The sequence below is a fragment of the Pseudomonas sp. GLN_2 genome (assembly GCF_043106005.1).
Lineage (GTDB): Bacteria > Pseudomonadota > Gammaproteobacteria > Pseudomonadales > Pseudomonadaceae > Aquipseudomonas > Aquipseudomonas alloputida.
On the sequence record NZ_JBICMC010000007.1, the window covers coordinates 103,606 to 127,769 of the forward strand.

Here is a 24,164-nt window from a genome sequence, read left to right on the forward strand (position 1 = left end):
ACAGCCCGGTAGTCGATATTTCTTCAAAGCGACAACTACTTATAGAAGCGCTTGAAACCGCCGCGGGCGATGTTGACAGCCAGTGCAGAATATGCAATGGCGCAAGAAATAGAACCTATAGACCTAGCAATTCCTGGGCCTATTATTGGCAAAGCCTTGTACGACGGCAAGTGCAGCGTGCCCTGATGCATAAAATGCTGACTCCGATGCACCGAAACGGGCCGGAATTGTTTCCTGACGCCCCGAACGTGTGCGAGACCGGTGACAGATCAGTTACCGATGATTGTCGGGTGACAATGCAAGAGCGGGCTTGCCCGCGAATGCATGAGGTCAGGAGACAGCTTAGCCTGAACTGACGCATTCGCGGGCAAGCCCGCTCCTACAGGGGGTATTGCCGGGGAGGGAATTAGGCCGAAGCCAGGTTCATCGCCTTGTGGGTATCGATCAGGTGCTGCACCACACCTGGGTCGGCCAAGGTCGAGATATCGCCCAGGGCGTCGTATTCACCGGTGGCAATCTTGCGCAGGATGCGGCGCATGATCTTGCCCGAGCGGGTCTTCGGCAGCCCCGGCGCCCACTGGATCACATCCGGCGAAGCAATCGGGCCAATCTCCTTGCGTACCCAGTTCTTCAGCTCCAGGCGCAATTGCTCGCTGGCCTCGATGCCGGCATTGAGGGTGACATACACATAAATACCCTGCCCTTTGATGTCATGCGGCACGCCAACCACTGCGGCCTCGGCAACCTTCGAATGCGCAACCATGGCGCTTTCGATCTCGGCAGTACCCATGCGGTGGCCGGACACGTTGAGCACGTCATCCACACGGCCGGTGATCCAGTAGTAGCCGTCCTCGTCCCGGCGCGCACCGTCGCCGGTGAAGTACATGCCACGGAAGGTCTTGAAGTAGGTGTCGACGAAGCGGTCATGGTCGCCGTACAGCGAACGCGACTGACCCGGCCAGGAGTCGAGGATTACCAGGTTGCCTTCGGCAGCACCGTCGATCAGGTTGCCCAGGTTATCGACCAGGGCAGGCACCACACCGAAGAACGGACGGGTTGCCGAACCCGGCTTGAGGCCGGTGGCGCCAGGCAGCGGACTGATCAGGATGCCGCCGGTCTCGGTCTGCCACCAGGTGTCGACGATCGGGCAACGCTCCTTGCCGACGGTCTTGTAGTACCAGTTCCAGGCCTCAGGGTTGATCGGCTCACCCACCGACCCCAGCAGACGCAGGCTGGAACCGTCGGCGCCCTCAACAGCTGCCTGCCCTTCAGCCATCATGGCGCGAATGGCAGTTGGCGCGGTGTAGAGGATGTTGACCTTGTGCTTGTCGACGATCTTCGATACGCGGGTAATGTCCGGGTAGTTCGGCACGCCCTCGAACAGCAAGGTGGTAGCGCCGTTGGCCAGCGGGCCGTAGACGATGTAGCTGTGGCCTGTGACCCAACCGACGTCGGCGGTGCACCAGTACACCTCGCCCGGGCGGTAATCGAACACGCGTTCATGGGTCAGCGCGGCGTAAACCAGGTAACCGCCCGTGGTGTGCAGCACGCCCTTCGGCTTGCCGGTGGAGCCGGAGGTATAAAGGATGAACAGCGCCTCTTCAGCGCCCATTTCCTTGGGTGCGCAGTGGCTGGAGGCGACTTTCATCAGGTCTTCGTACCAGATGTCGCGGTGCTGGTGCCAGGCAATGTCGCCACCGGTGCGCTTGCACACGATGATTTTCTGCACGCTGCTGGTTTCAGGGTTGGTCAGCGCCAGGTCGACGTTGGCCTTGAGCGGTGTGCGGCGGCCACCACGCACGCCTTCGTCGGCCGTGATCACCACCTTGGACTTGCAGTCGATGATACGGCCAGCCAGCGCCTCGGGCGAGAAGCCGCCGAACACCACCGAGTGAATCGCACCAATGCGTGCACAGGCCAGCATGGCGACCACCGCTTCGGGGATCATCGGCATATAGATGGTGACCACGTCACCGCGGTGCACATCCTGGCCACGCAGGGCGTTGGCGAACTTGCAGACCTGCTCGTGCAACTCGCGGTAAGTGATGTTGCGGTGCTCGGAAGGGTCGTCACCTTCCCAGATGATGGCCAACTGGTCACCGCGCTCTTCAAGGTGGCGGTCCAGGCAGTTGGAGGAAACGTTCAGAGTGCCGTCGGCGAACCATTTGATATCGACATGGTGGTCGTCGAAGGAGGTCTGCTTGACCTTGGTGAACGGCTTGATCCAGTCGATACGCTGGGCCTGCTCGCGCCAGAAGCCGTCCGGGTTGATCACCGATTGCTGGTACATGGCCTTGTAGGTGGCCTCGTCGGTCAGGGTAGTGGCCGCAACCTCGGGACGAACGGGATACAGTGGAGCCGCACTCATCTGTGTTACCTCGGTGTAATAGTTGTTTTTGTATGGAACCGTTTGTAACTGTACCAGAGCGACAAAAGCCATTCGACGTTGGTAGTAATTTGGTACACCCGCTCCGGCAAAACGCTCTGGCGCGGGCATTACAGCCTTGCCGACGAAAAAACGAGGGGGTTGCCACAGGATTGTTACAGATTCTGTCAAAACACTTTATCAAAACACCCACTGTTTCAGCATTGGCCACCGCCATAAAATTCACCTCGCCAGCAACGGCAAGGCGATTAACAACTGGAAACAGCCCCCACGAAGGCAAACGTTAATCCCCCTCTAATCCCGATAGTTAACACTCGCTGTACTCGCGGCGCCATAAGCGCCGCGTGCCCCCTCACGACCTTAGACAGGTAAATAGAAAATGAAAGCTTTACTGGTATTGGTACTTGGCAGTCTTTGCGGCGCGGCAATGGCCGGCGAAGCCAAAGATGCCGAGCAGATTCCGGTTGAACAGTACAGTTACTCGCAGCACCTGGACATTGCTCGCGTCATTTCCATGAGCGAAGTGCCCAATGTGTGCGAAGTCGTGCCCGCCCGCATGACCTACGAGGACTCCCAGGGCCAGAAGCACATTCTCGAATACCGCGTGATGGGGAACGGCTGCTCTAACGGCTGATACCTTGTGAATTGGGGGCCCTGCGGGCCCCTTTCGCGACACAAGGCCGCTCCCACAGGTAATGCGCTCAGCCAGAGCACAGCGTATTACCTGTGGGAGCGGCCTTGTGTCGCGAAAGGACTGCAACGCAGTCCCAGGTTCTTTGACCAACAACTAATCCGCCGACTTGTTAAGCGAGTAATCCCTCAACTTGTTGGCAATTGTCGTGTGCGAAACACCCAATCTTTTCCCCAAGGACCGACTACTCGAAAACTCCCCCATCAAACTTTCCAGCACCGCCTTTTCAAAGCGCCCTACTATTTGCGAAAGATCCCCTTCCAGCGAAAACTCGCCTAACGGTTGCCGCACGCCATAATCCGGCAAGCGGATATGCTCGCTTTTAACCACGCCGCCGTCACATAACGAAACCGCCTGGAACAAAACGTTTTCCAACTGCCTTACATTACCTGGCCAGTGGTACTGCCCAAGTTTGTCCATTGCCGCCGGTGCCAGGCGCGGCATGGCGCAGCCAATCTGTCGGCTGGCCTGATCGAGAAAATGCTGCACCAACCCCTCCAGACCATCCATGCATTCGCGCAAAGGCGGAATGTGCAGCGACAGTACATTGAGCCGGTGATACAGGTCCTGGCGAAACTCGCCACGGGCACACAACTCGGACAAATCCACCTGGGTTGCACAAATCACCCGCACATCCAGGTAGACCTCTTCATCGCTACCCACCCGACGGAAGCAGCCGTCCTGCAGAAAGCGCAGCAGCTTTACCTGCAGGCGCGGGCTCATCTCCCCTACCCCGTCAAGGAACAGCGTGCCGCCTGCAGTCAACTCCAGCAGCCCCAGCTTGCCTTCGGCCCGTGCCCCTTCGAATGCCCCAGGGCCGTAACCGAACAGCTCGGTCTCGGCCATCGACTCGGGCAACCCGGCGCAGTTGAGCGCCATCAGCGGCGACTGTCCACGCGGGCTGGCCAGGTGGCAGGCGCGCGCCAGCAACTCCTTGCCGGTACCGGTTTCGCCCTCGATCAGCAACGGTGCATCCAGCGGCGCCATACGCCGCGCTTCACGCACCACGGCAGCCATCACCCGCGAGCTCTGGAAGATACTGTCGAAGCCACGCAGCTCTTGCTTGCGCACATTGTAGATACGCTCGCCGATTCGGTCGGCGCGGTGCAGGGTAAGCACCGCGCCGGCCAGCGCCTCGCTGTCATCATGCTCGGACTGCAGCGGTGCGATATCGGCCAGGAACACATCGCCTTTGACTTTGATGCGCAAGCCGTTGATGCGCGACTTGTTGGCCCGCACCAGCTCCGGTAGATCGAAGTCTTCTACGTAGCGCGCCAGCGGCATGCCCGGCACCTCGTCAACCCGCACGCCAAGCAGCTGCGCGGCTGCCCGGTTGGCGGCAACGATGCTGCCGCCCATGTCGATCGACAACACCGGGAAGTCCAGCGCCCCCAGCAACGCATTCAGCTCCATGTGCCGGCGTTCGCTGGGCATCAGGCCCACACGCTTTACGCCGAACACCCCGGCAATCGCCTCGAACTTCGGCCGCAGGGCCTGAAATTGCAGATTGATCAGGTTGGGGCAGTGCAGGTAGATGGCGTTGCCATGGTCACCGCCCACCTCACCGCGCAGCACGTTGATGCCGTACTCAACCAGCAGGTTGAGGATGTCGCGCAGGATGCCAATGCGGTTCTGGCAATGGACTTTGATACGCATGAGGGCTCTCAAAGCGCTGATGTTTTTCAACACCGCGCGGAAAAGTCGTAAAGATAAGCTGACAAAAACCGGGTTTCGATCAACCAGATGCCTCGAATTTTCCGACACTTGCCGAGTTTTGTAAAATTATCGTTACGAAAACCCACATCAGCACCCTTCGCGGCCGAGCCCCACCCCCGTGCAAAACCGCTGGCGAAGGGATATTCCTTTAGGCATGTCCTGCACATAACAAGAAAAGCCCTCACCAGGAGAGCCTCATGAAACAGACGCAATACGTGGCACGCGAGCCCGATGCGCATGGTTTTATCGATTACCCGCAGCAAGAGCATGCGGTGTGGAACACCCTGATCACCCGCCAGCTGAAAGTGATCGAAGGCCGTGCGTGCCAGGAATACCTGGACGGCATCGACCAGCTGAAATTGCCGCATGACCGCATTCCGCAATTGGGCGAGATCAACAAGGTGCTGGGTGCGACTACCGGCTGGCAGGTTGCCCGGGTACCGGCGCTGATCCCCTTCCAGACCTTCTTCGAATTGCTGGCCAGCAAGCGCTTTCCGGTCGCCACTTTCATCCGCACCCCGGAAGAGCTGGACTACCTGCAAGAGCCGGATATTTTCCACGAGATCTTCGGCCACTGCCCGCTGCTGACCAATCCCTGGTTCGCCGAGTTCACCCACACCTACGGCAAGCTCGGCCTCGCCGCGACCAAGGAACAACGTGTGTACCTGGCGCGCTTGTACTGGATGACCATCGAGTTTGGCCTGATGGAAACCGCGCAAGGCCGCAAAATCTATGGTGGCGGCATCCTCTCGTCGCCGAAAGAGACCGTCTACAGTCTGTCTGACGAGCCTGAGCACCAAGCCTTCGAACCGATCGAGGCCATGCGTACGCCCTACCGCATCGACATTCTGCAACCGGTGTATTTCGTGCTGCCGAACATGAAGCGCCTGTTCGACCTGGCCCACGAGGACATCATGGGCATGGTCCACAAAGCCATGCAGCTGGGTCTGCACGCACCGAAATTTCCACCCAAGGTCGCTGCCTGAGCGACCTTGCCGATAACAACTCGAACCGGAAAACACCTCATGAATGCCTTGAACCAAGCCCATTGCGAAGCCTGCCGCGCCGATGCACCGAAGGTCACCGACGAAGAGCTGGCCGAGCTGATCCGCGAAATCCCGGACTGGAACATTGAAGTACGTGACGGCCACATGGAGCTGGAGCGCGTGTTCCTGTTCAAGAACTTCAAGCACGCCCTGGCGTTCACCAATGCCGTGGGCGAAATCGCCGAGGCCGAAGGCCACCACCCAGGGCTGCTGACCGAATGGGGCAAGGTCACCGTGACCTGGTGGAGCCACTCGATCAAAGGCCTGCACCGCAACGACTTCATCATGTGCGCACGCACTGACAAGGTGGCGGAAACGGCTGAAGGCCGGAAGTAATCACCAGAAAGAAGGGGCCAGAGGCCCCTTTTTTCATGGGGCATATGTGCGCTGTTCGCCCGCAAAACCGACAAACGACCGGGAAAAAAACCAAACTGTCATCCAGACTTGTGTATCCTGCCCCAGCTTTTTGAAGCTACAAACGCGCCTGGCGCAGACTTTTCACTCACACTTGCGAGGAACGACGAGATGCATGAAATCCCGAATCTTCCCTTCCCAAGCCTGAACCCAGAAGAGCCATCCGTGACCGTTCACGCCGAACCGGCAGCTGCCGCCGAGCAGGATGGTGACGATCAATCCAGCGCTGACCAGGAATAACTGCGCATCCCCGACTGTGTGAAAACGGCTGACCTGCGGGCTACCCCCGTCATCACGTTTTCACACCGTCTAAAATCAACGTTGTAACAACCCACTACCACCTGCCCCGCCCCTGCCCTACACAGACTCGTGCCTCCTACCGCAAAGAGGCAGAGCCATGTCATCCATCACTGACGCCGCCGACCTACTCGCCCGGATAGACACCCTGGACGCCGAAAGCGTGCGCCTGCACAGCGACCTGTCCGGTCCAATGGACCTGGCCACATCGCTGCACGAACATTTCAACCAGGCACTGGGCTTCACAGACCTTTTCCCCGTCGACCTGAGCGATCATGACCTGCGCCAGCAGCTGACCGAAGCTTTCGCCCGTGAACCGGCGCATGAGCACTTCAACCGTATCCTGCGACGCCCCGTCGGCAGTCAAGTGGAGGCGAACCTGGTGGCGACCTTGCAGGCAAAACTGGCCCATATCGTGATCACGGCAACCGATGCCTCACTGATCGCCGGGTTGAACGAAGGCCTGCCGTATCCATGGCCCTACGCCAGTTGCAGCCTTGCCCAGGCACTCTGGGCTCGCCGGGTATGCCTGACCCAGCGTGACTGCTTCGTAGCGGCCGCCTTGCTGCTGTACCCCAGTTTGCCAACTACCCCCCAGCGCCCACGATCGCCATCCCGTCCACTGGTGCTGGACAACTACCTGGACCTCCCCACACTGGCCAGCCACCTGCTGAAGCCTCCAGCCGGTGTTCACCTTGCCGTCCACCTGTTCAACGCCCTCGGTGCGACAGTCTATGCACAAGGCAGGCGTTACCGCCCGCCCACTGCCCGCGAACGAGCGTCGGGTGTAACACCAGATCAGCATGGAAAGGCGTTTCTCCCTGGCCCGGCATTGAATGTGCCAGCTGCTCAAGCGCTCGACGCCTTGCTGCATTCGTCCCTGTTCACCCGATGGGCCGGCGAACTGGCCGCCTCGGCAGAATGGGACGCCAGCTCCGATCACTTGGCCTTGGCTGAACAAACCTTGATCGACGTGTTGTACCCACCCGATGACCGCCAGCCGGGGCTGATCATGGCATTCGATCTGTTCAGCCCGGACAATGCCACGCTCCCTGTGGAGGAAATCTGCCTTGACCTGATCAACAGCGTGCAAATCCGCCTCGCCTGCACTCCGGCGATTGCGCAACTGGCCGGTGAACTGCTGATGCGCCGCTTCGCACCCGAACTACTGCTCAGTGGCTACCCGGCCGATTTCAGCTTCGAGCCCGACCTGCGCTGGGCCAGCATCCGCCAGGGCGCCCTGATACTCAGCGCCCGCCAGCAACCGATGACCTTCGACAACGCAGAACAGGTCATGCGCCAGGCCCTGCACGAGGATGACCCTGTTCCCGAAGAAGCACTGCGCCAGACGCTGGCGGTGTGGGCCCCCTTGCGCGGATCATTCGAACTCCCCCCGCCCTGGTCGCACCAGCAATGGCAATTGGCATTGCATCGCTACCTGGCGGTCAGGGACGTTGAAAGCCTCAACGATCTCCCGGACCGCTTCGAGGAGGCGCGTCGTCAGTTGCTCCAGAGCCGGATAGCGCCAGAGTCGCGCAATGCGGATGGCCAGGTGCACCTGCTGATGTACCTTGACCATGGCGCAGGCTACCGAGGCAATCCCCGCTTGCCGGACGTGACCGCCTGGTATGAAGTGGCCTTCGGCGCTTGGGAACAGCGTGCCATCAACGTCTATCAAGCTATCCTGCACCGCTGCTTGAGCCACCTGCCGGAAGATATCAAGGACCGCCTGCGTGATGGCCCCTGGACCGCCTATGCCGTTACCTGGCCGATCTACGTGGGCCCCGATAACCGACCTGAGTACGGCTCCAGCCCCAGAGCGGACTGGCACATGCAGACGGCCACCCAGGGTTTCGTCGTACATGCCCCGGACACAGAGGGCGATTGGCTTTACGAGCTGTTCCCCGAACGGCTGCACTGGCAAGCCCACTTCGTTACCCACACAGCGCCGACGCGCCTGGCCGAGCAATTGACGCTGCTCTACAGCGAATACAACCAATCACGACTGCCGTGGATCGCTGCCGACTTTCCCGCCTTGCGACAAGTGCTCATCGCCCCCACGCAAGATCGCCTCGATTCACTGGCCAGGCATTACGCCAGCGATATCGCCCTGGGCAATCGGGATGCTTTGCATGCACTGGGCAAAGGCGCTACCCCGCATGAACAATTTCTGACCAGGCGCCAGTCCGTGAGCACTGGGCGCTACTTGCAACGGTTGTTTTCCAACCTGATACCGGGCTTGAGTTGCCTGAACCCAGAGGATGGCAACGATGCACTGGCTTGTGTCCTGGACATCGCCGCGCTGAAAGGCGCGGCAGTCACGCTTGGTGGACGGGCCTTCAAACCATTGGCCAAGCTTCCCGGCGTGCTGGGCCAAAGCGCCAACACCGCACGCCTGAACGCCGCGCGCGCCGCCCGACGCTGGAGCAGCATCCCCGTCACGCCCGACTTCAGCGAGCGCCTTACCCCGCCCAAGCGCTGGCGCAGCGCGCCCGAACTGACGACGGTCGCCCCCGAATCCCGGGAACTCATGACGCAGCGAAGGGTACTGCCGGGCCAGACGCCCGATGCCCTGCTACTTGACCAGATACCTGGCAGCCATGGTCCGGTGCCACGCGAGCTACCCGAAACAGCCACACTGATCCCCCGCGACAATGCCACGGTCGATGCAATCATTCATGGCGCCGCCTATCGCCTTCAAACACCGAACACCTCGGGGCTCGTACGTCGGGTTGCCCATGAGCCGCTACTCGGCCAGCCACCCACCGAGGTGCCGCCGCCTTACACCGGCGGCGAAGCGCGAATGGCCTTGAGCTTCTCGCCCTTGCCCAATGACGCCGGCACACCCGTATTCGGACAACACGTCAGTCACGCCTTCCAAACCGTGCGGATCGAGCCGGTACCGATTCGTTACCGCCCCCAGCACACACGCTTCGACATCTGGGCGCAGGTCATGGTGCGCGAGGGCAAGGTCGTCGTACACGCCCCTAATCACCCCAAGCGATTGAAGCCCTTGCCCGTCGAAGAAACCCAGTTACGCCTTGGCGTCATCTCGCCTCCCGTGTACCACAGGCGCATCGTGGTCGATCCATCGCCTGAACTACGCTTTGGCTTGCCTGCGGACATGCCGATCGAGCAAGTCAGGCAAATTACCGACCACTGCCCTCCCGTGCGCCTGGGCGGGCTGGCGCGGACCATCCCCGACCGCCGTATCCTGCGCGGCGCATTGATCGACTGGCGCGGTGAGCAGTGGTTGATCGTCGAGGCCGATCTGGGGATTTTTTATGGCGCCCCCCATCAGCCCTGGGCGTGGCAGACAAGGCTGCTGGATGCCCCGGCACTGCCAGCTTCGCTGCCACATCCGCCCAGAGGGCTGCGTCGCAAGTTCGAGAGAATCACCGACCACGAGGCCATCGAGCGGTACCTGGAAATCAGCGAAACCTACCGCATCGTCGCCGAGCGCCCCAACCTGCAGCGCGATGTCGATAACGTGGTCAGATTGCTGCGCGACTGGATCGAACAAGGGCGAACATGGCAGCTCCGCCACCCCTCGCGATTCCTGCAGTTCATCGAAGCCATGGAGTCGCGCCTGCTCCCGGAATACGCGCGCAACATCCTCACGCAGAGCACAGCCCAGGACGCTTTGGCGGGCCCCGCCAGTCGCGGCATCACAGCATTGAACCGGGAGATAATCCCGATCTGGAGGCAATTCCACGGCACCAGCGCCGCAGACCGCCAACACATCCTTGGCGTATTGGACGATCTGCTACCTGCGCGCGGCGCCACTACCCCCTACACACCGGCAGCAGGGGCGCAGTCGCTCGACGACAACGCAATGGCCGCCTTGCGTCAGCACCTCTACCCAGTCAACCTGGCCTTTGCCAGCGTCACGCTGAAGGACCATAGCCGCGTGGTGTTCTTCGCCCTGTCAGGCAGCCCTGGCCGACGCGCATTGCATATCATCCCGACGCCCCGCCTCACACCGGCAGTGGACTACGTCGATGCACGTCAGGTTAACCAGTTTTTCCCGCCAGACCCGCGGTTTACCGAGCTGCCAACCCTGCGGCGCGCAGATTTCCTGTGGACGCGCGTCCATAAGCGACATCTGGATGCCGAACGACACATCGCCAGTGCGCTGAACCGCAGACTGCTTCACCGCCACACCGAGGTCGAGCGTATCGATGTCTTCACAATGCTCGACGCCTGTCGCTCCTGTGGCGGCTTCGTCCTGCCGCGCTTGCGGCTGGATTACCCGAAAGCCGAGTTCAGTGTAACCTGGATGCTCGATTACACCAACTGACTACAGCCTGACAGCTTCGCCCGCAAACACCCTTGCTGTGGTTAAGATGGCGGCGCACACCGCCATCCTTACCACAGCAACGGATCCCCAATGCCACCACGCAGTCCCACGTCCCTTGCCGTCACTGGGCAAGTCGTCTCCATCGTCCTGTTCACCTTCATCGGCTACCTGAACATCGGCATCCCCTTGGCCGTGTTGCCCGGCTATGTGCACAACGATCTGGGTTTCAGTGCCGTGGTCGCCGGCCTGGTGATCAGCGTGCAGTACCTCGCGACGCTGCTCAGCCGCCCTGGCGCCAGCCGCATCATCGACAACCACGGCAGCAAGAAGGCGGTCATGTATGGACTGGCTGGCTGCGGGCTCAGCGGGGTATTCATGCTGGCCTGCGCCTTCCTCACTCACCTGCCCTGGCTGAGCCTGGCTTGCCTGCTGGTCGGTCGCCTGGTGCTGGGCAGCGCCGAAAGCCTGGTAGGCTCGGGTGCGATCGGCTGGGGCATTGGCCGAGTGGGTGCCGCAAACACGGCCAAGGTCATCTCCTGGAACGGCATCGCCAGCTATGGTGCGCTGGCCATCGGCGCCCCACTGGGCGTGCTGATGGTTAAAGGCCTCGGGCTGTGGAGCATGGGTGTGAGCATCATCCTGCTGTGCATACTTGGTTTGCTACTGGCCTGGCCCAAGCAAGCCGCCCCCATCGTCAGCGGTGTACGCCTGCCGTTCCTGCGGGTGCTGGGCAAGGTATTCCCCCATGGCTCGGGGCTTGCCCTGGGCTCGATCGGCTTTGGCACCATCGCCACCTTCATCACCCTTTACTACGCAAGCCGTGGCTGGGCCAATGCGGCGCTGACCCTGAGCCTGTTCGGCGCCAGTTTCATCAGCGCACGGCTGCTCTTTGGCAACCTGATCAATCGCATCGGTGGCTTCAGGGTGGCGATCGCCTGCCTGTCGGTGGAAACGCTCGGGCTGTTGATGCTGTGGCTGGCACCCAACGCCGAACTGGCCTTGGCGGGGGCTGCATTGAGCGGGTTTGGTTTCTCGCTGGTGTTTCCGGCATTGGGCGTGGAGGCGGTGAACCAGGTGTCGGCAGCTAACCGCGGGGCAGCGGTGGGGGCGTATTCGCTGTTCATCGACTTGTCACTGGGGGTGACCGGGCCATTGGTCGGTGCGGTGGCGGCGGGGTTCGGCTTCGCTTCGATGTTTCTGTTCGCGGCGGCTGCGGCAGCGTGTGGGTTGGTATTGAGCCTCTATTTGTACCGCCAGGGGCGCCGGGACAGGGACCGTACAACAGCAGCCTGAAAGCCGGTGCCGGCCTCTTCGCGGCCCACCCCGCCCCTGCAGGGTTGACGCGCCAGCCTGGCGTGCACGATCCCCCCGTAGGAGCGGGTTCACCCGCGAAGGGCTGCAAAGCAGCCCCAAAAGGCCTCAAACTTAGCGCTGAGCGTACTGCAACACCACCTCAAGCGGGTGACGCATCTTCCGCTCGGTCATGCGCTTGACCTGGCTACGGCACGAGTAACCGGTCGCCAGCGGCTCCCCTTCCTTGTCCAGCTTGGTCGCCCAGCTCTGCTCGAATATGGCCCGCGAGGTTTCCTGGTTGCGGGCTTCGTGCCCATAGGTACCGGACATACCGCAGCAACCCGTGGCCTCGGTCACCAGCTTCAGCCCCAGACGGGCGAACACCTGCTCCCACTGCCGGGTGCTGGCCGGCACGTTGGTCTTCTCGGTGCAGTGCGCCATCAGGCGGAAGCTGCCCGGTGCGGTAGGCGCCTGCTCGGGCAGTACATCCATCAACCATTCCTGCGGCAGCAGCACCTGCGGACAACCCTCCAGGCCTGGCACCTTCTGGTACTCCTGGCGATACACCAGCGTCATCGCCGGGTCCAGCCCCACCAGCGGCACACCGCAATCGGCCAGGGCCTTGAGCTGCGTGGCGTTGCGGATCGCTGCCTTGGCAAACGCGCCAAGGAAACCCTGTACGTGCAACGGCTTGCCGTTGGCGCTGTACGGCGCCAGGAATACCCGGTGACCCAGGCGGTGGGCAAGGTCGATGAAGGCCGACAGCAGCGGTGTTTCGAAGTAGCGGGTGAAGGCGTCCTGCACCAGCACGATGCTGCGCTCGCGCTGGGCCGGGGTCAGCTCGCGCAGGGCCGGCACCGTGGCCATGCCAACGCGGCAACGGGTCAGGGTAGCCTGGAAGTTGAAGCGGCTGATCAGCGGGCTGTCGACCATGCCCACCTTGTCGGCCAGCAGTTGGCTCACCCACTTCGAACCCATCACCGCGTTGTACAGCCCCGGTGCGTGCGCCAGGTAGGGGATGGTGAACTCGAGCGAGCCGATCAGGTAGTCACGCAGCGGGCGCTGGTAGCGACCGTGGTACAGCTCGAGGAAGCGCGAGCGGAAGTCCGGCACATTGACCTTGATCGGGCACTGCCCGGCGCACGACTTGCACGCCAGGCAGCCGGCCATGGCGTCATACACTTCATGGGAGAAGTCCTCCTGGCCCTGGTTGCGCGCGCGGTTGTTGCGCAGACGCGCCGGCAGGCCCTTGAGCCACGACACCTTGTTGCGCGCCGCAGCCAGCACATCGATATTCGCCTCGCCCTGCAGGCGCAGCCACTCGCGCATCAGCGAGGCGCGGCCCTTGGGCGAATGCTGGCGTTCGCGGGTAGCCTTCCACGACGGGCACATGGCGTCGTTGGGGTCATAGTTGTAACAGGCGCCATTGCCGTTGCAGTGCACGGCGCTGGGGAAGTCCTGCCATACGCGCTCGTCAATGGTACGGTCAAGGTCGCCGCGCAGGGTCACGCCATCGACCGGGGTAAGGCCCTCGGCGCTGCCCAGTGGCGTGCAGATCTTGCCCGGGTTGAGCTGGTTGTGCGGGTCAAAGGCGCCCTTCAGGCGCTGCAACGCCGGGTACAGCTCGCCGAAGTACTCAGGCACGTATTCCGAGCGCAGGCCCTTGCCGTGCTCACCCCACAGCAGGCCGCCATAACGCTTGGTCAGCGCGGCAACGGCGTCGGAAATCGGCTTCACCAGCGCAGCCTGCGCCGGGTCCTTCATGTCCAGTGCCGGGCGCACATGCAGCACGCCGGCATCGACGTGGCCAAACATGCCGTAGGCCAGGCCGTAGCCGTCGAGCAGTGCGCGGAAGTCGGCGATGTAGTCGGCCAACTGCTCTGGCGGTACTGCGGTGTCCTCCACGAACGGCTGCGGGCGCACTTCGCCTTCGACGTTGCCCAGCAGGCCCACCGAACGCTTGCGCATGGTATAGACGCGGCTGACTGCCTCGGCGCCTTCGGCCAAGGTGTGGCCCAGGCGCTCGACGCTGGTGTCGCTTTGCAGGTGCTGGATGAATGCCTGCACCTTGGCGTTGACCTCGGCCGGTTCGTCGCCGCAGAACTCCACCAGGTTGATGCCCAGCGTGGGACGCTCGGGGTCCGCCGGGAAGTACTCGGCCACGCTGTGCCAGACGATGTCTTTCATCGCCAGCATCAGCACCTTGGAGTCGACGGTCTCGATCGACAGCGGCTTGTGCGCCATCAGCGCGTTGGCATCACGCAGCGCATCCATGAAGCTGGTGTAGCGTACGTTGACCAGCACCGCATATTTGGGAATCGGCAGCACGTTGAGCTTGGCTTCGACCACGTAGCCCAGCGAGCCCTCGGCGCCGCACAGCACGCTGTTGAGGTTGAAGCGACCCTGCTCGTCGCGCAGGTGCGCCAGGTCGTAGCCGGTCAGGCAACGGTTGAGCTTGGGAAAGGTGGTTTCAATCAGTTCGGCCTGGGTTTCCTGAATTTCCCGGGCCATGCGGTACACCTCGCCGACCCGGCCCGGCGCGGCGCAGGCCTGCTCCAGCGCAGCATCGTCGATCGGCAGGCTGTGCAGGCGTTCGCCACCGAGCAGCACACTGTGCAGCTCCAGCACGTGGTCGCGGGTTTTGCCGTAGGTGCAACTGCCCTGGCCACTGGCATCCGTGTTGATCATGCCGCCGACCGTGGCGCGGTTGGAGGTGGACAGCTCAGGGGCGAAGAACAGCCCGTGCGGCTTGAGCGCAGCATTGAGCTGGTCCTTGACCGTGCCGGCCTGTACCCGCACCCAGCGCTCTTGCACGTTGATTTCAAGAATGTTGTTCATGTGCCGCGACAGGTCGACGACGATACCGTCGGTCAGCGACTGGCCGTTGGTGCCGGTGCCACCACCGCGGGGGGTCAGCTTGACCTGCTGGAAGCGCGGTTCACCCATTAGCGTGGCGACCCGCGCCACATCGTCGGCATCCAGCGGGAACACCGCCGCCTGCGGCAAGCGCTGGTAGATCGAGTTGTCGGTGGCCAGTACCGTGCGGGTTGCGTAGTCGGCACTGATCTGGCCGCGGAAGCCGCTGTTGCGCAGGGCTTCGAGGAATTCGGGGTAATTGGCGCTCGGTGCAACGGTGGACAGCTGGGCGATCATCGAAGGATGGCCTCTTGATATTGGCTAAATCACGGGATCCTTGTCGCCCCGGCATGGGTTGAAGCATGCAGGGATGACGTATAGGCCAATGTTCCTGTAGTTTCGCGTCAGGGGCAAACGGATAATCCTGCCGCTATCAATGACTTTTATGAATGAATTACCGCCACCTGACCCCATCCATGTCACTGCTGCTGGCTTTCGAGGCCGCCGCCCGGCATGAAAGCTACACCCGCGCCGCCGCCGAACTGTCGCTGACCCAAAGCGCGGTCAGCCGCCAGGTGCAAGCCCTGGAGCAGCAGTTGGGCCTGACCCTGTTCCGCCGCGAAGGGCGCCAGGTGCAGCTGACCGATGTCGGCCGCCTGTACCAGCGCGAGCTGAGCGAGGCACTGGGGCGCATCCGCAGCGCCACCTTGCAGGCACTGGCCTATCAGTCGGGGGTAGGCACCTTGCGCCTGGCTACCCTGCCAACCTTCGGCTCGAAATGGCTGTTGCCGAGGCTGCATGCGTTCTACAGCGCTCACCCAGGCATGCTGGTGCACATTCATTCACGCATTGAAACCATCAACTTCGACACCAGCGAAATCGATGCCGCCATCGGCGTGGCCAGCCACGACTTGCCGGGGCTTGTCTGCCATCGCCTGCATGCCGAGGAGCTGGTGGTGATCTTGCCGCCGGAGGCCGGCGTCGGCAGCCAAGGCTGGAGCCCGGCGCGGATCAGTGAAGAGGTGCTGCTGAATGTGGCCAACAACCCGCATGCGTGGGGCGAGTGGTTTTCCCATCATGGCTTGCCGCATCGGGCGATGCGGCTGGGACCGAGTTTCGAGCTGACCTCGCACCTGATCCAGGCGGTACGTGCCGGGATCGGGATCGGGCTGGTGCCGCGCATATTGGTGGAGGAGGAACTGGCCAAGGGCGAGCTGTACAGCCCGGGAGTGGCGTTTGCCAGCCAGCGTAGTTATTACCTGATCTACCCGCCGAGGAATGAGGCGCTGCCGTCGCTGCGGGCATTCAGGGGGTGGTTGCTGGAGCAGATCTGATTGTTGGCGGGATCACCTGACCTGAGGGCAACGCTGTACCTGTAGGAGCGGGTTCACCCGCGAAGAGGCCCGCACAGGCAACAAAAAACCCGAAGCCAGCCACCTGACTCCGGGTTTTCGCATACCGCTTATGGCGCCTTACTTGGCCACAGTCTCAACAGCACCGCCCGCATTCACCTGGCGACGCGACTTGACCATGTACACCGCCAACATCGCAAGCAGCCACACCGGGATCGCATACACCGACACCTGGATGCCCGGGATCATCAGCATGATGCCCAGAATCAGCACCACGAAAGCCAGCACCACATAGTTGCCGTACGGGTACCACAGCGCCTTGAACAGCGGCTTCTGGCCGGTACGGTCGAGGTGCTGACGGAACTTCAGGTGCGAGTAGCTGATCATCGCCCAGTTGATCACCAGGGTGGCCACGACCAGCGACATCAGCAGCTCCAGCGCGTTTTGCGGCATCAGGTAGTTCAGCAGCACGGCGACGAAGGTCACGGCAGCCGACACCAGGATCGAACGCACTGGCACGCCCCGCTTGTCGACCTTGGCCAGCGACGCCGGGGCATCGCCCTGCTCGGCCATACCCAACAGCATGCGGGCGTTGCAGTAGGTGCCACTGTTGTACACCGACAGCGCCGCAGTCAGCACCACGAAGTTCAGCAGATTGGCAGCCACGTCACTGCCCAGCAGCGAGAACACTTGCACGAACGGGCTGCTGCCGTAGCTGCCTCCCGAGGCGTCGATGCTGGCGACCAGGTTGTCCCACGGGGTCAGCGACAGCAGCACCACCAGGGCACCGACATAGAAGATCAGGATGCGGTAGATGACCTGGTTGATCGCTTTGGGGATCACGGTCTTTGGCTTGTCGGCCTCGGCGGCGGTGAAACCGAGCATTTCCAGGCCACCAAAGGAAAACATGATGAAAGCCAAGGCCATTACCAGCCCGCTGACGCCGTTGGGGAAGAAACCGCCATGTGACCACAGGTTGGCCACGGTGGCTTCAGGGCCGCCGCTGCCGCTGGTCAGCAGGTAGGCACCCAGGCCGATCATGCTGACGATGGCGACCACTTTGATGATGGCGAACCAGAATTCGGCTTCACCGAAGAACTTCACGTTCATCAGGTTGATGGCGTTGATCAGCACGAAGAAGGCTGCCGCCGTGACCCAGGTGGGGATCTCCGGCCACCAGTAGTGAACATACTTGCCGACCGCCGAAAGCTCCGACATACCCACCAGGATATACAGCACCCAGCAGTTCCAGCCCGACAGGAAGCCGGCGAAACCGCCCCAGTAGGTGTGGGCGAAATGACTGAACGAGCCGGCCACCGGCTCTTCGACGATCATTTCACCCAGCTGGCGCATGATCATGAAGGCGATGAAGCCGCAGATGGCGTAGCCAAGAATCATCGACGGGCCGGCGGATTTCATCACGCCAGCCGAGCCGAGGAACAGGCCGGTACCAATCGCACCGCCGAGGGCGATCAACTGGATATGGCGGTTCTTCAGGCCCCGCTTTAGCTCGCCTGAATGCATGTTTTGTCCACTCATGAACGAAGTCACCTGCATTGTTTTTATCTGTGACGGAATCGGACCCACCGCGCTCGTGGCGCAGCGGAATGGGCAAGGTGGTTACCTTGGGTTTCTTGACCTCAGGTGCCGCCGGAGCAGGTCAACCAGGCGTGATCAAGAGTGCGCGGTACGCAAGAGGGTCACAGGTAAAACGCGGCGCACTGTATACCCCTGCAAACGCGCAGGCGTCAACGCGTTGCATCGTTTCCTCGGGAAAAAACGCAGCGTTCCTGTGGTTCAGGCCTTCAAAGGCGAAGTGATCGGCGTACATGGCGCCTCCATTTGTTGTTTTGTCAGCCCGGCTCTTTGGACGGGCTCCTGCACAAGGCAATGGCGGCTATAACACCGTGGGGACGGGGGTTTGGGCAAGGGTGGCTGGCGCCATGGCGACGGCTTTGGGACAGGGGCGCCGGCAAGGTTTGTTTACACGATCGGGCTTGATCTGAAATGCGGACTGAAAACGGCCACATTCGTACAGATTTCTTTACAAGGCGGTTCAAGAACTTGCCAGTCGTCCGAAAAATTCTTTTTGTTCAATATCTTGGGTTTGGTCCACATTCCCGCAGGCATAAAAAAACCAGCCCGAAGGCTGGTTCCTTGATGACCACACTGGCTTATCAGCCACGCGGCTTGCCGCGACCACGGCCTGCCGGCTTGTCGCCATCAGGTTTGCCCGGACGCTTGCGCATCTCGCTCGGGCGCTCAGCCACCGTGCTGCCACGGGTGGGTTTACGCGGCGCTTCTTCACGCGGCTGACGCGCAGGGCGTTCGCCAGTAGCGGCACCTTCGTGGGCCGGGCGCAGGTTGCGCACGCGCTCGCCACGGCCCAGCGGGCGGGTCGACTTGCGCTGCAGGCGCTCCATCTTGTCCTTGGCCTTGAGCTTCATGGCTGGCAGCGCGACCGGCTGCAAGCCCACTTCGGCGGCGAGGATGTCGATTTCGCCCTGGGTCATTTCGCGCCAGCGGCCCATCGGCAGGTCCGAATTGAGGAACACCGGGCCGAAACGCACACGCTTCAGGCGGCTGACCACCATGCCCTGGGATTCCCACAGGCGACGCACCTCACGGTTACGACCTTCCATCACCACGCAGTGGTACCAGTGGTTGAAGCCTTCGCCACCCGGTGCCTTCTGGATATCGGTGAACTTGGCCGGGCCGTCTTCCAGCATTACGCCGGCTTTCAGGCGCTCGATCATCTCGTCGTCGACTTCACCACGCACACGTACCGCGTACTCACGGTCCATCTCGTAGGACGGGTGCATCAGGCGGTTGGCCAGCTCACCGTCGGTGGTGAACAGCAGCAAGCCAGTGGTGTTGATGTCGAGGCGGCCGATGTTGATCCAGCGGCCTTCTTTTGGCCGTGGCAAACGGTCGAACACGGTCGGGCGCCCTTCCGGGTCGTCACGGGTGCAGATTTCGCCGTCGGGCTTGTTGTACATGATCACCCGGCGGGTGGCCTCGGCGGCCTCCTCGCGCTTGATCAGCTTGCCGTCCACGGCGATGGCGTCGTGCAGGTCTACGCGCTGGCCAAGGGTGGCCTCGACGCCGTTGACCTTGATGCGCCCCTGGCTGATCCAGGCCTCGACATCACGCCGCGAGCCCACGCCAATGCGCGCCAGCACTTTCTGCAGCTTTTCGCCGGATGGAGGGGTGATTTCGGTTTCTTTCAGGTCTTGCTCACTCATCTGGGCACCTCCCGGTGTAGGAATGAAAACAGGTTTCTGGCGACGAACGCGCCAAAAGGCCGCGCATCATACGCGGTTCATCAGGGGAACGCACTGGAGGGTAGAGGGTTTTGTGGGGCTGGGCATGATTTTCTGCCCAATGGGCTTTGTGCTGGCCGCTTCGCGGGCAGCACAGGCAGCAGATCAATCAGGGCTGCGCCTTGTTCTCTTCCTCCACCGAAGGCTCAGGCTCTTCTCCCCGCAAATCATCAAAATCGGTTTTCAAACCGTCTTCCATGGCATCCAGCTCCACCAACAGGCTACGGAAACTGGTCTCCTCTCTCGGTTCACCAACCTCCTCTTCCCCAAGGCTGGCATCCGCCAACGCCTGCAGGTGCGCAGGCACCGGCGCATCATCCGGGTCAAGTTGCGGCGCTGGTTCCATTTCGCGCAGCTCGGCCAAGGCCGGCAGGTCCTCAAGGCTCTTGAGGTTGAAATGATCGAGAAACGCCTTGGTGGTGGCGAACATCGCCGGCCGCCCGGGCACTTCGCGGTAGCCGACCACGCGAATCCACTCGCGCTCCATCATGGTCTTGATGATATTGCTGTTCACCGCAACGCCGCGCACGTCCTCGATTTCACCACGGGTGATCGGCTGGCGGTAGGCAATCAGGGCCAGTGTCTCAAGCAGCGCTCGCGAATAGCGCTGCGGGCGCTCTTCCCACAGGCGCCCGACCCACGGGGCATAATCCTCGCGAATCTGCAGGCGATAGCCGCTGCCCACCTCCTTGAGCTCGAAGGCACGCCCATTGCACGACTTGCCCAGCACCTCCAGGGCCTGCCTGAACACCTTGGGCTCGGGGCGCTCGGCCTCCTCGAACAGCTCGTACAGGCGCTCAAGGGATTGCGGCTTGCCCGAAGCGAGCAAGAAGGCTTCGATCAGCGACGCCAGGTCGCGGGGTTCATTCAGGTTCATTGGGTTCTTCAGCTGGCGCCGGGCGAAGCCGCACGTGAATGGCGGCGAAAGGTTCATTCTGCACAAGTTCGATCAGCGATTCCTTCACCAGTTCGAGAACGGCCATGAAGGTCACCACCACGCCCAGCTTGCCCTCCTCGGCAGCAAACAACGCGATGAACGGCACAAAGGCACCGCCCTTGAGACGCTCCAGCACCTGGCTCATGCGCTCGCGGGTGGACAAGGTCTCACGGGTGATCTGATGGCTTTCGAACAGGTCGTTGCGGCGCATCACCTCGGCCATGGACATCAGCAGCTCTTCCAGGCTGACCTGAGGCAACAGCTTGCGCACCTTGGCCTGCGGCGCTTCCAGGCGCGGCACCACCACCTCGCGCCCGACCCGTGGCAATTCGTCGATGCCCTCGGCGGCGGCCTTGAAGCGCTCGTACTCCTGCAGGCGGCGGATCAGCTCGGCGCGAGGGTCACCCTCCTCCTCCTCGACGTCGGCGGCACGCGGCAGCAGCATGCGTGACTTGATCTCGGCAAGCATGGCAGCCATCACCAGGTATTCGGCAGCCAGTTCAAGGCGCACGCTTTTCATCAGCTCCACATAGCCCATGTACTGCCGGGTGATCTCGGCCACAGGAATGTCGAGGATGTCGATATTCTGCTTGCGGATCAGGTACAGCAACAGGTCCAGCGGGCCTTCGAACGCTTCGAGGATGACTTCAAGGGCGTCCGGCGGGATGTACAGGTCCAGCGGCAGCTCGGTCAGGGCTTCGCCATAGACCAGCGCCAACTGCAGTTGCCTAGGCGCCTCGACCCGTTCGGCCGGCGCCTCAGGCGCTTCCAGCTGGCTCACGCGTTGACCAGGAACGGCGTGGGGTCGCCACAACCTTCGCGGATCAGTTCCGGCTCGTCGCCGGACAGGTCGATGATGGTCGACGCCTTGAGGTCGCCGAACCCGCCATCGATCACCAGATCGACATGGTGCTCCAGCCGTTCACGGATCTCGTAAGGGTCGGTCATCGGCTCGCTGTCGCCCGGCAGGATCAGGCTGACGCTCATCAGTGGCTCGCCCAACTCGGCCAGCAAGGCCAGGGTGATGGCGTGATCCGGTACACGCAGCCCGATGGTGCGACGCTTATCGTGCAACAGCAGACGCGGCACTTCACGCGTGCCGTTGAGGATGAAGGTGTAAGGCCCCGGCACATGCGCCTTCAGCAAGCGGAAGGTGCCGGTGTCGACCTTGGCGTACAACCCCAATTGCGACATGTCGCAGCACATCAGGGTGAAGTTGTGCGTCTTGTCCAGCCCGCGCAGGCGCCGCACCCGCTCGATTGCCGACTTGTCGCCTATCTGGCAACCCAGCGCATAGGCCGAATCCGTCGGATACACCACCACGCCCCCCTTGCGGATGATCTCGACGGCCTGTTTTATCAGGCGCGCTTGTGGGTTCTCCGGATGAATCTGGAAAAATTGGCTCACGTAATCGTCCTGTTCATAGCGCCAAAGGCTGTTCATGGCTGAATCGACGCCACAAAGGTGGCAGATCCTCGGGCAAAGGCCGATAGGCACCGATCTCGCCCCAGGTGCCGGGGCCGTGGAAGTCACTGCCAGCGCTTGCCAGCAGGCCGAACTCACGGGCAAGAATGGACATGGTGCCCACTTGCTCGGCAGGCATCATCCCGTTGACCACTTCAAGCGCCTGCCCTCCTGCCTGAATATAGTCGGCAATCAGCCGCCTGCGCTTGCTGCGGGTCAGGTCGTAGTGCATGGGATGCGCCAGGCTCACCCAGGCGTTGGACTGCCTCAGCGTGGCAACGGTTTCGTCGAGCGTCGGCCAATGCTGCTTGACGTCGCCCAGCTTGCCGGCGCCCAGCCACTTGCGAAACGCTTCACCACGGTCCTTGACGTGCCCGGCCCGCACCAGATACTCGGCAAAATGCGGCCGCGCCGGGGCATTGCCGCTGTCACCCAGCTCGTGCTGCACGGCGCGCGCGCCTTCAAGCGTACCGGGCATGCCCTTGGCCGCCAGCCGTTTGTCGATTTCTTCGGCACGCAGCCAGCGGCCGTGGTGCAACGCTTGAATCGCCGCCAGCAATGGCGGTGCGTCGAGTGGGAAGTCATAACCCAGCACATGGATGGTCGCGCCGCCCCACGTGCAGGACAGCTCCACCCCGCTGACCCAGCGCATACCCAGGTCAACGCAGGCCTGGCGCGCTTCGGGCAGGCCTTCGAGGGTGTCATGGTCGGTCAGCGCCAGCGCTTGCACCCCGTGTTCATGGGCCCGGGCAACCAGTACCGAAGGCGACAGGGCGCCGTCGGAGGCCGTGCTGTGACAGTGCAGATCAACATTCATGGAGGAGCGCTTTCGCTGGAATCGATGTTTGTTATTATGCCGTCACATCCCGATTCTGGCTGCCATTGTGAAACAATTCATCGATTTCATCCCGCTGCTGCTGTTTTTCATCGTCTACAAGCTCGACCCGCGCCCCATGGAAGTCGCCGGCCATCACTTCGAATTTGGCGGCATCTACAGCGCCACGGCCATGCTGATCATCAGCTCGCTGGTCGTGTACGGCGCACTGTTCCTGCGCCAGCGCAAGCTGGAAAAGGGCCAGTGGCTGACACTGATCGCCTGCCTGGTGTTCGGTGGCCTGACCCTGACCTTTCACAGCGAAACCTTCCTCAAGTGGAAGGCTCCTGTCGTGAACTGGCTGTTCGCCCTGGGTTTTGCCGGCAGCCACTTCATCGGCGATCGGGTGCTGATCAAGCGCATCATGGGCCACGCCCTGACCCTGCCTGATGCCATCTGGACGCGCCTGAACCTGGCCTGGATCGCTTTCTTCCTGTTCTGCGGCGCGGCCAACCTGTTCGTCGCCTTCACCTTCCAGGACTTCTGGGTGGACTTCAAGGTGTTCGGCAGCCTGGGCATGACCGTGATCTTCCTAGTGGCGCAAGGCGTGTACCTGTCGCGCCACCTGCACGATGACCCTTCTACCTCCAAACCCAAGGATTGACATGCTTTACGCCATTATCGCCAGCGACGTCGCAAACTCCCTGGAAAAGCGCCTGGCTGCCCGCCCGGCGCACATCGAACGCCTGCAGCAGCTCAAGGCCGAAGGCCGCGTGGTGTTGGCCGGCCCGCACCCGGCCATCGACAGCAACGACCCGGGCGAAGCGGGTTTCAGCGGTAGCCTGATCGTTGCCGAATTCGAGTCGCTGGCAGCCGCGCAGGCCTGGGCCGATGCCGACCCGTACATCGCAGCCGGCGTGTACGACAAGGTTGTGGTCAAGCCGTTCAAGCAAGTACTGCCTTGACCTGAGACGGCACGGCCTTCTTCGCTACACAAACCTTCGGATCTGTGCCATCGCCCGTAGGAGCGGGTTCACCCGCGAAGAGGCCGGGCCTGCCGGCCAATCTCCACCCGCCGTTCACCGTTGCCGCCGCTACCGTATTCGCGGGTAAACCCGCTCCTACACAGATTTGGTGGTGGACAGACGTCGGTGGTCGGGCACAGCCCGCTGTAGGAGCGGGTTTACCCGCGAAGAGGGCCACGCGGTACCAGCAGTTATACTCAGGCCATCAGTCTGCGGTATCTTTGCCACTGGCGGACCGAATCACCGCCGT

Annotated in this window: 18 protein-coding genes; 9 read left to right on the forward strand and 9 right to left on the reverse strand. The window is 62.1% G+C overall.

All coding sequences use genetic code 11. The annotated features are described in order from the left end of the window. Positions 1 to 406: 406 nt before the first annotated feature. Complete coding sequence (gene acs, locus ACF8Q6_RS02005; RefSeq protein WP_003254525.1) at positions 407 to 2,368, reverse strand: acetate--CoA ligase; 1,962 nt, start codon at positions 2,366 to 2,368, stop codon at positions 407 to 409. Between the two features lie 397 nt (positions 2,369 to 2,765). Here acs and ACF8Q6_RS02010 point away from each other — a divergent pair, with 397 nt between their 5' ends. Beyond that, positions 2,766 to 3,020, forward strand: a complete 255-nt coding sequence (locus ACF8Q6_RS02010) for a DUF2790 domain-containing protein (RefSeq protein WP_003254526.1) — start codon at positions 2,766 to 2,768, stop codon at positions 3,018 to 3,020. 153 nt (positions 3,021 to 3,173) lie between these two features. Here ACF8Q6_RS02010 and ACF8Q6_RS02015 read toward each other — a convergent pair whose 3' ends face one another. Next, entirely contained in the window at positions 3,174 to 4,733 is a 1,560-nt protein-coding gene (locus tag ACF8Q6_RS02015; protein ID WP_392491280.1) for a sigma-54-dependent transcriptional regulator, read from the reverse strand. 257 nt (positions 4,734 to 4,990) lie between these two features. On the opposite strand from ACF8Q6_RS02015, the gene phhA reads away from it, so the two are divergent. From phhA to ACF8Q6_RS02040, 5 genes are all read left to right on the forward strand, one after another. Next, a complete protein-coding gene (gene phhA / locus ACF8Q6_RS02020) occupies positions 4,991 to 5,779 on the forward strand; it encodes a phenylalanine 4-monooxygenase (RefSeq protein WP_392491281.1) in 789 nt (262 codons plus the stop codon). A gap of 39 nt (positions 5,780 to 5,818) precedes the next feature. Continuing rightward, positions 5,819 to 6,175 (forward strand): 4a-hydroxytetrahydrobiopterin dehydratase, encoded by a 357-nt coding sequence (locus ACF8Q6_RS02025; RefSeq protein ID WP_003254532.1) that lies wholly within the window; start codon positions 5,819 to 5,821, stop codon positions 6,173 to 6,175. Positions 6,176 to 6,364: 189 nt separating this feature from the next. After that, on the forward strand, positions 6,365 to 6,493 hold the full coding sequence (locus ACF8Q6_RS02030; protein WP_003254533.1) for a hypothetical protein: 129 nt from the start codon (positions 6,365 to 6,367) through the stop codon (positions 6,491 to 6,493). A 157-nt stretch (positions 6,494 to 6,650) separates the two neighbouring features. Continuing rightward, positions 6,651 to 10,850 carry a deaminase domain-containing protein gene (locus ACF8Q6_RS02035; protein WP_392491282.1) on the forward strand — a complete coding sequence of 1,400 codons (4,200 nt, stop codon included), beginning with the start codon at positions 6,651 to 6,653 and terminating at the stop codon, positions 10,848 to 10,850. A gap of 90 nt (positions 10,851 to 10,940) precedes the next feature. Next, a complete protein-coding gene (locus tag ACF8Q6_RS02040; RefSeq protein ID WP_392491283.1) occupies positions 10,941 to 12,143 on the forward strand; it encodes an MFS transporter in 1,203 nt (400 codons plus the stop codon). Positions 12,144 to 12,275: 132 nt separating this feature from the next. Here ACF8Q6_RS02040 and ACF8Q6_RS02045 read toward each other — a convergent pair whose 3' ends face one another. Then, positions 12,276 to 15,296, reverse strand: a complete 3,021-nt coding sequence (locus ACF8Q6_RS02045) for an FAD-binding and (Fe-S)-binding domain-containing protein (protein ID WP_392489437.1) — start codon at positions 15,294 to 15,296, stop codon at positions 12,276 to 12,278. 152 nt (positions 15,297 to 15,448) lie between these two features. On the opposite strand from ACF8Q6_RS02045, the gene ACF8Q6_RS02050 reads away from it, so the two are divergent. Beyond that, the gene (locus tag ACF8Q6_RS02050) at positions 15,449 to 16,333 is read left to right on the forward strand and encodes a LysR substrate-binding domain-containing protein (RefSeq protein ID WP_003254537.1); all 885 of its coding nucleotides are present in this window, start codon (positions 15,449 to 15,451) and stop codon (positions 16,331 to 16,333) included. Between the two features lie 138 nt (positions 16,334 to 16,471). Here the strand turns inward: ACF8Q6_RS02050 and ACF8Q6_RS02055 are convergent, their stop codons facing one another. The 6 genes from ACF8Q6_RS02055 to ACF8Q6_RS02080 all read right to left on the reverse strand — a co-directional run bounded on the left by ACF8Q6_RS02055 (position 16,472) and on the right by ACF8Q6_RS02080 (position 22,892). After that, complete coding sequence (locus ACF8Q6_RS02055) at positions 16,472 to 17,890, reverse strand: amino acid permease (protein WP_003254538.1); 1,419 nt, start codon at positions 17,888 to 17,890, stop codon at positions 16,472 to 16,474. A gap of 638 nt (positions 17,891 to 18,528) precedes the next feature. Then, positions 18,529 to 19,596 (reverse strand): 23S rRNA pseudouridine(2605) synthase RluB, encoded by a 1,068-nt coding sequence (gene rluB, locus ACF8Q6_RS02060; RefSeq protein WP_003254539.1) that lies wholly within the window; start codon positions 19,594 to 19,596, stop codon positions 18,529 to 18,531. Positions 19,597 to 19,783: 187 nt separating this feature from the next. After that, positions 19,784 to 20,551, reverse strand: a complete 768-nt coding sequence (scpB, locus tag ACF8Q6_RS02065) for an SMC-Scp complex subunit ScpB (RefSeq protein WP_392489438.1) — start codon at positions 20,549 to 20,551, stop codon at positions 19,784 to 19,786. After that, positions 20,538 to 21,278 carry a segregation and condensation protein A gene (locus ACF8Q6_RS02070; RefSeq protein ID WP_392489440.1) on the reverse strand — a complete coding sequence of 247 codons (741 nt, stop codon included), beginning with the start codon at positions 21,276 to 21,278 and terminating at the stop codon, positions 20,538 to 20,540. The genes scpB and ACF8Q6_RS02070 overlap by 14 nt, the downstream gene beginning before the upstream one ends. Before the next feature lie 110 nt (positions 21,279 to 21,388). Beyond that, entirely contained in the window at positions 21,389 to 22,018 is a 630-nt protein-coding gene (locus tag ACF8Q6_RS02075) for an L-threonylcarbamoyladenylate synthase (RefSeq protein ID WP_014590089.1), read from the reverse strand. A gap of 13 nt (positions 22,019 to 22,031) precedes the next feature. Beyond that, entirely contained in the window at positions 22,032 to 22,892 is an 861-nt protein-coding gene (locus ACF8Q6_RS02080) for a PHP domain-containing protein (protein ID WP_392489439.1), read from the reverse strand. Positions 22,893 to 22,959: 67 nt separating this feature from the next. Between ACF8Q6_RS02080 and ACF8Q6_RS02085 the strand changes: the two genes are divergently transcribed. Then, the gene (locus ACF8Q6_RS02085; RefSeq protein WP_010955188.1) at positions 22,960 to 23,553 is read left to right on the forward strand and encodes a septation protein A; all 594 of its coding nucleotides are present in this window, start codon (positions 22,960 to 22,962) and stop codon (positions 23,551 to 23,553) included. A gap of 1 nt (position 23,554) precedes the next feature. Further along, on the forward strand, positions 23,555 to 23,854 hold the full coding sequence (locus ACF8Q6_RS02090; RefSeq protein WP_012273585.1) for a YciI family protein: 300 nt from the start codon (positions 23,555 to 23,557) through the stop codon (positions 23,852 to 23,854). The last annotated feature ends 310 nt before the right edge of the window (positions 23,855 to 24,164 follow it).

Bases quoted from the DNA above. Each gene is read 5' to 3' on its own strand.
- acs (WP_003254525.1), bottom strand. From the start codon at position 2,368: ATGAGTGCGGCTCCACTGTATCCCGTTCGTCCCGAGGTTGCGGCCACT.
- ACF8Q6_RS02010 (WP_003254526.1), top strand. From the start codon at position 2,766: ATGAAAGCTTTACTGGTATTGGTACTTGGCAGTCTTTGCGGCGCGGCA.
- ACF8Q6_RS02015 (WP_392491280.1), bottom strand. From the start codon at position 4,733: ATGCGTATCAAAGTCCATTGCCAGAACCGCATTGGCATCCTGCGCGAC.
- phhA (WP_392491281.1), top strand. From the start codon at position 4,991: ATGAAACAGACGCAATACGTGGCACGCGAGCCCGATGCGCATGGTTTT.
- ACF8Q6_RS02025 (WP_003254532.1), top strand. From the start codon at position 5,819: ATGAATGCCTTGAACCAAGCCCATTGCGAAGCCTGCCGCGCCGATGCA.
- ACF8Q6_RS02030 (WP_003254533.1), top strand. From the start codon at position 6,365: ATGCATGAAATCCCGAATCTTCCCTTCCCAAGCCTGAACCCAGAAGAG.
- ACF8Q6_RS02035 (WP_392491282.1), top strand. From the start codon at position 6,651: ATGTCATCCATCACTGACGCCGCCGACCTACTCGCCCGGATAGACACC.
- ACF8Q6_RS02040 (WP_392491283.1), top strand. From the start codon at position 10,941: ATGCCACCACGCAGTCCCACGTCCCTTGCCGTCACTGGGCAAGTCGTC.
- ACF8Q6_RS02045 (WP_392489437.1), bottom strand. From the start codon at position 15,296: ATGATCGCCCAGCTGTCCACCGTTGCACCGAGCGCCAATTACCCCGAA.
- ACF8Q6_RS02050 (WP_003254537.1), top strand. From the start codon at position 15,449: ATGAATTACCGCCACCTGACCCCATCCATGTCACTGCTGCTGGCTTTC.
- ACF8Q6_RS02055 (WP_003254538.1), bottom strand. From the start codon at position 17,890: ATGAGTGGACAAAACATGCATTCAGGCGAGCTAAAGCGGGGCCTGAAG.
- rluB (WP_003254539.1), bottom strand. From the start codon at position 19,596: ATGAGTGAGCAAGACCTGAAAGAAACCGAAATCACCCCTCCATCCGGC.
- scpB (WP_392489438.1), bottom strand. From the start codon at position 20,551: ATGAACCTGAATGAACCCCGCGACCTGGCGTCGCTGATCGAAGCCTTC.
- ACF8Q6_RS02080 (WP_392489439.1), bottom strand. From the start codon at position 22,892: ATGAATGTTGATCTGCACTGTCACAGCACGGCCTCCGACGGCGCCCTG.
- ACF8Q6_RS02090 (WP_012273585.1), top strand. From the start codon at position 23,555: ATGCTTTACGCCATTATCGCCAGCGACGTCGCAAACTCCCTGGAAAAG.